This window comes from Mycobacterium sp. TH-M106, assembly GCF_057473765.1.
In genome coordinates, this window is the sequence record NZ_JBYCLE010000537.1 from 1 (window position 1) to 8200 (window position 8200).

5 protein-coding genes are annotated in these 8200 nt (G+C 68.7%); 2 read left to right on the plus strand and 3 right to left on the minus strand.

Features of this window, described 5'->3' with window-relative positions:
• Both AC2VOP_RS18645 and AC2VOP_RS18650 read left to right on the plus strand, forming a co-directional pair.
• Positions 1–527: type I glutamate--ammonia ligase (locus AC2VOP_RS18645; protein ID WP_486962343.1), on the plus strand; the 527-nt coding region annotated here is incomplete at its 5' end.
• 180 nt (positions 528–707) lie between these two features.
• Complete coding sequence (locus AC2VOP_RS18650; protein ID WP_486962344.1) at positions 708–2324, plus strand: phospholipase C; 1617 nt, start codon at positions 708–710, stop codon at positions 2322–2324.
• 20 nt (positions 2325–2344) lie between these two features.
• Here the strand turns inward: AC2VOP_RS18650 and AC2VOP_RS18655 are convergent, their stop codons facing one another.
• From AC2VOP_RS18655 to AC2VOP_RS18665, 3 genes are all read right to left on the minus strand, one after another.
• Positions 2345–4171: a hypothetical protein gene (locus AC2VOP_RS18655; protein ID WP_486962345.1), complete on the minus strand. Its 1827-nt coding sequence runs from the start codon at positions 4169–4171 to the stop codon at positions 2345–2347.
• A 198-nt stretch (positions 4172–4369) separates the two neighbouring features.
• The gene (locus AC2VOP_RS18660; protein WP_486962347.1) at positions 4370–7345 is read right to left on the minus strand and encodes a bifunctional [glutamine synthetase] adenylyltransferase/[glutamine synthetase]-adenylyl-L-tyrosine phosphorylase; all 2976 of its coding nucleotides are present in this window, start codon (positions 7343–7345) and stop codon (positions 4370–4372) included.
• Between the two features lie 77 nt (positions 7346–7422).
• The coding region (locus AC2VOP_RS18665; RefSeq protein WP_486962346.1) for a glutamine synthetase family protein at positions 7423–8200 on the minus strand (778 nt) is incomplete at its 5' end.

An 8200-nucleotide genomic window follows, 5' to 3' on the forward strand; every position in this document is an offset into this window, starting at 1 on the left:
ACTACGTCGGCGGCATCCTGCACCACGCGCCGTCGCTGCTGGCGTTCACCAACCCCACCGTCAACTCCTACAAGCGGCTGGTGCCCGGCTATGAGGCGCCGATCAACCTGGTGTACAGCCAACGCAACCGGTCGGCGTGCGTACGTATCCCGATCACCGGAACCAACCCCAAGGGCAAGCGGCTGGAATTCCGCTGCCCGGACTCCTCGGGCAACCCGTACTTCGCGTTCGCGGCCATGCTGATGGCCGGTCTCGACGGCATCAAGAACAAGATCGAGCCGATGGCACCGGTCGACAAAGATCTCTACGAGCTGCCGCCCGACGAGGCCGCCAATATCCCGCAGGCGCCCACTCAATTGGCCGACGTGATCGACAACTTGGAAGCCGATCACGAATATCTCACCGAAGGCGGAGTATTCACTTCCGACCTGATCGACACCTGGATCAGCTACAAGCGCACCAACGAGATCGAGCCGATCAACATCCGCCCACACCCCTACGAGTTCGCGCTGTACTACGACTGCTGACCCCAGCAAGGGCGTATCCGGGCGTTTCCCGGCAAGGGTAACCGCGGCCGGCGGTGCCGCGATGCTTGTCGGCCACGATGGATAACAATTACGAATCCGCGGATAACGATTGCGAGTCGACTGACGACACAACCACTCTCGAACGCTTACCTTGAGCCGGCCGGGCTAGAAAGGTATGCGATGAAAAGCAATCCGTTTCAAGGCATGTCTCGCAGGGAATTTTTCACCAAGATCACCGCAACGGGCGGTGCGGCGATGCTCGCCGAATGGGCAAGCCCGATCATCGACAAAGCCTACGCGGCGGCAGCGCCGTCCGGCTCGCTGCAGAACATCGAACACATCGTGCTGTTCATGCAGGAAAACCATTCCTTCGACAACTACTTCGGAACCCGCTATGGCGTCAACGGATTCGGCAACACCCCCAACAACCCGCCTGATGTGTTCAAGCAGCGCGGCTGGGCGCCATCGGCATCCGGTGGCGGGCCCACCGACGTCAACGACCCCGCGAAGTTCACCCTGCCGTTTCGCCTGAACACCGAGCGTGGGCCGAGTTTATCGGGTGAATGCGTCAACGATCCCGACCACTCCTGGGCGCCGACGCACGAGGCGTGGAACGGCGGCGCCAACGACGGTTGGCTGCCCATGTCGATCAAGGCGGTCGGCCCCAGAAACGCGCCGGCGTTGATGGGCTATTACACCCGCGAGGACATCCCGATCCACTACCTGCTAGCCGACAAGTTCACCGTCTGCGACAACTATTTCTGCTCGGTGCTCGGGCCCACGGTGCCCAACCGGCTCTACTGGCTCAGCGCGACGCTCGATCCGGAGGGCCAGTTCGGCGGGCCGTGGCTGACCACCCCGACGCCGTGGCCGAAATTCAAATTTTCCTGGGAGATCATGCCGCAGTCCCTGGAGCGGACCGGGGTCAGCTGGAAGGTCTACAACAACCATGATCTGGGGCCGATCAACGGGGTCATCCTCAACGGTTTGGTCAGTGCATTCACACAGGCCCTGGACCCGGCGACCAACCTGTGGGCCAACGGCATCACCCCGCGGTACCCGCTGGACTTCGCCCTCGACGTCGCCGCCGACCGGCTGCCGCAGGTGTCCTGGGTGGTCACGCCGGTGCTGGAGTGCGAACACCCGGCACTGCCGGTGTCGCTCGGCGGGGTCGGCATCGTCAACCTGCTGCGCATCCTGCTGTCCAACCCGAAGGTGTGGGAGAAGACGGCGGTGATCATCAGCTACGACGAACACGGGGGGTTCTTCGACCACGTCACCCCGCCCACCGCCCCGCCGGGCACTCCGGGTGAGTACATCCCGTCGTCCATCGTCGACAACGTGTCGGGCTCGGGCGGGGTCACCGGGCCGGTTGGCCTGGGCTACCGGGTGCCGTGCCTGGTCATCTCGCCGTACAGTCGCGGTGGCCGGGTCGACTCCACCGTCTACGACCACACCTCGCAGCTGCGGCTGATCGAAACCCGGTTCGGAGCGCCGGTGCCCAACCTCACCCCCTGGCGGCGGGGGGTCACCGGCGACATGACCAACGCGTTCGACTTCGGCAGCTTCGACGCCAGCCGCCCCAACCTCGGCACACCGGTGCTGACGGCACTGCCCAAACTCCCGCAGTGTGTGCCGAACGTCGTGCTCGGAACCGCCGGCGTCGGCATCCCCTACCCGGTGCCGTTCCCGCAGACGATGCCGGTGCAGGAGTCCGGCCCGCCGGCGCAGGAACTCACCCTGTCGGCGCAGGCGACCACCTCGCCGGCGCAGAACTCGCCGGTCAACCCGGTGTGATCGGAAGCTTCAGCGCCGTCCTACGGCCCTGGGGCACCCGCTCCACCGTTGCCACCGCCGCCACCGGTGCCGTCGGATTGCGCGCTGCCGGCTGTGCCCGGGGTCCCAATAATGCTGTCGGAGGCGCCACCGTCACCACCGTTGCCGCCGTGACCGCCGATGGTCACGGTGCCGTTACCGCCGGAACCGCCGTAACCACCGTCACCGCCGGCACCATTGCCACTGGTGTTGGCGCCGCCGTTGCCGCCGTTGCCGCCGTTGCCGCCGGCGGCGCCGTTGCCGCCGTCACCGCCGGCACCACCGGTACCGCCGCTACCGGTGCCCGTCGTGACGGCGCCGCCGGAGCCGCCCGCACCGCCGTTCCCGCCGAGGAGGCTACCTGTACCTCCGTTCCCGCCGTTGCCGCCGTATCCGCCCGCAGGGAAGACGGTACTGCCGCTGTGGCTACCCGCACCGCTGTCGCTGGCGCCACCGGCGCCGCCGGCGCCACCGGTGCCACCGTAATCGCCGGCACCGCCGACACCACCGTTGCCACCCCAACCGCCGGTACCGGCTTCGGCAGAGCCGCCGGCGCCGCCGTTGCCGCCTTCGCCGCCGGTCACACCTCTGCCGCCGGCGCCGCCGTTACCGCCGTGACCGGCATAGGCGTCGCCGGTGGCGTCAAAGCCTTTACCGCCGTCACCACCGGTGCCACCGGTGCCACCGGTGCCGGTGTCGGCGCCGCCGGCACCGCCGTTGCCGGCGTCGCCGCCGGCAACGGCGTCGCCACCGTCGCCCCCGGTGCCACCGATAGAACCAGCGGCACTCGCCGCGCCACCGGTACCGCCGTCGCCGGCGTTGCCCCCGAAACCGTGGAGTCCGATGGCCCCAGCCTTTCCGACGACGGCGCTGGCTTGACCGCCGGCGCCGCCGTGGCCGCCATCGATATTCACCAAACCGTTGTATCCGGCGCCGCCGACACCGCCGGCGCCGCCGTCACCGGAGTTGCCGCCGAAGCCCAAGATGGACCCGGCGTTACCGCCGGCGCCGCCAGCACCGCCGGTGCCACCAGCACCTGCGGCGCTAGTCGCGGTCGCGTCGGCGCCGACACCACCAGTGGCTCCTTGGCCGCCGTAGCCGCCGTCGCCGAACAGGTGCGCGTCACCGCCGGCGCCGCCAGCGCCACCGCTCGTCAGTGCGGCAGTCGCACCACCGGTCAGGCCGGCACCACCGTGGCCGCCTTCGCCGCCGTTGCCCCCGAGGATGCCGCCGTTGCCGCCGTCGAGGCCGGCGCCGGCTGCCGTGGTGCCGTGCGCGGCGGCCCCGACACCACCCATCCCGCCGTCACCGATCAGCTCGGCGTTACCTCCGGCCGAACCGGTCCCGGTGATCACGGCATCGGTCGAAAGGTCGTGCAGCACACCGCTGCCACCGTTACCGCCGAGCCAGCCACCGTCGCCGGCCGCAACAAGTGTGCCGGTCGTGCCGTCGGTCAGATGCGCGTCGACGCCGTTGCAGAGCAGGCCACACGATCCATCAAACGCAAACAGCGGGTTGACCAGGTCGAAGATACCGATCTTGATCAGGGCTTGATCCAGGAGACGGACACCGCCATAGAAGAACTGCCAGAGGCCGATGAGGTTGTCGTCGATATTTGAGAGCGGATCACCCGCTGCCGCCGCGCCGGCGTCGTCGGGCGGCACGCCCAACCCCCCGGCCAGCGCGGCGATCGCCTGGTCGATCGCGTCGTCGAAACCGAAGTCGGCGTGCGCGGCCGGCGCAGCAGCCAACGTTGTCATCCCGAACGCCACAAACGCGCCCACCGTGCCGGTGGCACCGGCCGCACGGCGTCCCACGGCTATGCCCACGCGACCGCGTTTCCCGTTGCTGCTGCGACGACTCATGGAAAAAGAATCCCTTCGTGTATGTAACGGATCCGCAAGTGTGTCTTAGCGCTTTATATAAGTTGCACGCACCATAACGCTTGGCTAGGTTGCTGGCAAACCGACCTAGAAATCGGTCAGTTTCTCAGCATGGCGATCCCGCCCCCGTTGCGAGCGTCCACCTCAATCGCCGAACACCTTGCGCACCACCGCTTTCGCGCGTCTGGTCACCCGCAGGTAGTTGTCGAGGAACTCACCGCCGTTGTCATCGTGCCAACCGGCGGCAACCGCCACCGCGTTGAGTTGGCGACCCGGACCGGGCAGCTGGTCGGTGGGCTTGCCGCGCACCAGCACCAGCGCGTTGCGCGCGCGGGTGGCGGTCAGCCAGGCTTGGCGCAGCAGTTCCACGTCGGCTTCGCCGAGCAACTCGGCCGCCGCGATCGCGTCCAGGGTCTGCAGCGTCGAGGTGTTGTGCAGCGCCGGGATCTGGTGGGCGTGCCGCAGCTGCAGCAGCTGCACCGCCCACTCGATGTCGGCCAAGCCGCCGCGGCCCAGTTTGGTGTGGGTGTTGGGGTCGGCGCCGCGCGGCAGCCGTTCGGCGTCGACCCGGGCCTTGATCCGGCGGATCTCCCGCACGGCATCCGCCGACACCCCGCCGGCCGGATACCGGACGCCGTCGACCATCAGCAGGAACCGCTCGCCCAGCTCGACGTCGCCGGCGACCCGGTCTGCCCGCAGCAACGCCTGGATCTCCCACGGCTGCGCCCACTGGGCGTAATAGGTCGCATAGGAAGCCAGTGTGCGCACCAGCGGACCGTTGCGGCCCTCCGGGCGCAGGTTGGTGTCGACCTGCAGTGGCGGGTCGACGCTCGCGGTGCCCAGCAGCGCCCGAACCTGCTCGGCGATCGACGTCGACCAGCGCACCGCGTCGGCGTCGGTGACCCCGCCGGCTTCCTCATGGGGCTCGCAGACGAAGATCACGTCCGCGTCGGAGCCGTAGCCCAGCTCGTGACCGCCCAGCCGGCCCATGCCGATGACCGCGACCCTGGCGGGCGGGCGGTTGGCCGGGTTCCCCCCGGGCAGGTTGACCCGGACGACGGCCTCCAGGGCGGCCTGCAACACCGCTACCCACACCGACGTCAGCGCCGTGCACACCTGCCTGACGTCCAGCATTCCCAACAGGTCAGCGGAGGCGATGCGGGCCAGTTCGTGCCGGCGCAGGCTGCGCGCGGTGGCGATCGCTCGCACCGGGTCGACGTAGCGGGCTGCTGACGCGATCAACGCGCCGGCCACCGCGTCGAGTTCGGTGTCGAGCAGCTTCGGACCGGCCGGGCCGTCACCGTAGGCCTGGATCACCTCCGGCGCGCGCATCAGCAGCTCCGGGACGTACGCCGAGGTGCCGAGCACCCGCATCAGCCGCCGGGCAACCGAGCTTTTGTCGCGCAGCGTGGCCAGATACCAATGCTGGGTGGCCATCGCCTCGCTGAGCCTGCGGTAGGCCAGCAGCCCGGCGTCGGGGTCGGGGGCGTCCGACAGCCAGTACAGCAGCGTGGGCAACAACACCGATTGCACCCGCGCGCGGCGACCGCTCTGGCTGGTCAGCGCGGCCAGGTGGGCCAGTGCGCTCTGCGGAGCCTCGTATCCGAGCGCGGCCAGCTGGCGCTCGGCGGCATCGGGGGTCATACCAGAGAGCTCGGGGCCGATCGATTCCAGCAACGGCTGGTAGAACAGCTTGGCGTGCAGCCGGGACACCCGAAGGTTCTGTCGCTTGAGCTCCTCGCGCAGCACTCCCAGCGCATCGTGCCGGCTGTCGGGCCGGACGTTCGCGGCGCGGGCCAGCCAGCGCAGCGCCTCGTCGTCGTCCGCCGGCGGCAGCATGTGGGTGCGTCTGAGACGCTGCAGCTGTAGCCGGTGTTCGAGCACGCGGAGGAACTCGTAGGAGGCGGTCAGGTTAGCCGCGTCGTCGCGCGCGATGTAGCCGCGGGCGCCCAACGCCGCGAGCGCGTCGATGGTGGATGCCACGTGCAGGGATTCGTCGCCGCGGCCGTGCACCAGCTGCAGCAACTGCACCGCGAACTCGACGTCGCGCAACCCTCCAGTGCCGAGTTTGAGCTCGCGGTCGCGCACGTCGGCGGGCACCAGCTGCTCCACCCGGCGGCGCATGGCCTGCACGTCGGCGACGAAATCCGCACGCTCGCAGGCAGTCCACACCATCGGCATCATCGCGTCCATATACCGCGCACCCAGCTCCCGGTCCCCGGCCGCCGGCCGGGCTTTCAAAAGTGCCTGGAACTCCCAGGTTTTCGCCCACCGCCGGTAGTAGTTGATGTGCGACTCGCAGGTGCGGACCAATGGACCGTGGGCGCCTTCCGGGCGCAGCCCGGCGTCGACCGTGAAGAAGGCTTCCGAGGCCACCCGCATCGTCTCACCGGCTATCCGGTTGGTCAGCGCGCCGGCGTCCTCGCCGACGAAGATCACGTCGACGTCGCTGACGTAGTTCAGTTCCCGGGCACCGCATTTGCCCATCGCGATGACCGCCAGCCGTGGCGACGGATTAGCACCACCACACACCCTCGCCCGAGCCACCTCCAGTGCCGCCCCAAGCGCCGCGTCGGCCAGGTCGGACAGGTGTGCCCCGACCGCGGCGAACGGCAGCACCGGCTCATCCTCGACGGTCGGCGCCAGATCGAGCGCGGCCAGCACCAGCAGGCGGTCGCGGTAGAGCACCCGCAGCCGGTCGGTGTCGACCGGGCCCTCGACGTTTGCAAGTCCCTCGGCACAGTCGGCGAACATGCGCCGCAGCCGCTCGGCCGAAGGAAGCGTTATCGTGCCGTCCCGGCCGGCCAACAGTTTCCACGACTCCGGGTGGGCGACCACGTGGTCACCGAGTGCCACCGACGAGCCGAGCACCGCAAACAACCGGCCGCGCAGGCTGCGGTCGGTGAGCAGCGCCCCGCACAGCTCGTCCCACCCGGAACCCAGCGCCTCGGCCAGCCTGACCAGGCAGCGCAGTGCCACATCGGCATTCGGCGCGCGCGACAGCGACCACAGCAGCTCGACGTGGGCCGGGTTGGCCGTGTCGTCGTACCAACCGAGTTTCGTCAGGTCGGCGGTCGCGCGTGGGTCGACCAACCCGAGCCGGCCGGCACCGGGCAGCATCGGGCGCTGCCTGACGGAATCAGCGGGTTTGGCGGAATTGGCGGGATTGGCGGGATTAGCCACGCTAGGACCGACGGTTACAGCGAGAGATAATTCTGCAGCTCATACGGCGTCACCTGGCTGCGGTAATTCGACCACTCTCGCCGCTTGTTTCGCAGGAAGAAGTCAAAGACCTGTTCCCCCAACGCTTCTGCGACCAGCTCGGAGTTCTCCATCGCACTGAGCGCCCGGTCCAGGCTGCCGGGCAGTTCGCGGTAGCCCATGGCCTGGCGTTCTGCCGGTGTCAGTTCCCACACGTTGTCTTCGGCCTGCGGCCCCAGCTGGTAACCCTTCTCCACTCCGCGCAGTCCGGCGGCCAGCAGCACCGCGAACGTCAGGTAGGGGTTGCAGGCCGAGTCGGGGCTGCGCACCTCGATGCGGCGTGACGACGTCTTGTGCGGGCTGTACATCGGCACCCGGACCAGCGCCGACCGGTTGGACGCCCCCCAGGACGCGGCGGTCGGCGCCTCACCGCCGTGGATGAGCCGCTTGTAGGAGTTGACCCACTGGTTGGTGACCGCGCTGATCTCGCAGGCGTGCTCGAGAATCCCGGCGATGAACGACTTGCCGGTGTGGGAGAGCTGCAACGGGTCGTCGGGACTGTGGAAGGCGTTGACCTCGCCCTCGAACAGGCTCATGTGAGTGTGCATCGCCGAGCCGGGGTGCTGACTGAACGGTTTGGGCATGAACGACGCCCGCACCCCTTCGTCGAGCGCGACCTCTTTGATGACGTAGCGGAAGGTCATCACGTTGTCGGCCATCGACAGCGCGTCGGCGTAGCGCAGGTCGATCTCCTGCTGGCCGGGCGCGTTTTCG

What these genes read in the sequence shown, in the direction of transcription:
- AC2VOP_RS18660 (WP_486962347.1), bottom strand. Translation starts at nt 7,345, where the DNA reads ATGCTGCCCGGTGCCGGCCGGCTCGGGTTGGTCGACCCACGCGCGACC.
- AC2VOP_RS18650 (WP_486962344.1), top strand. Translation starts at nt 708, where the DNA reads ATGAAAAGCAATCCGTTTCAAGGCATGTCTCGCAGGGAATTTTTCACC.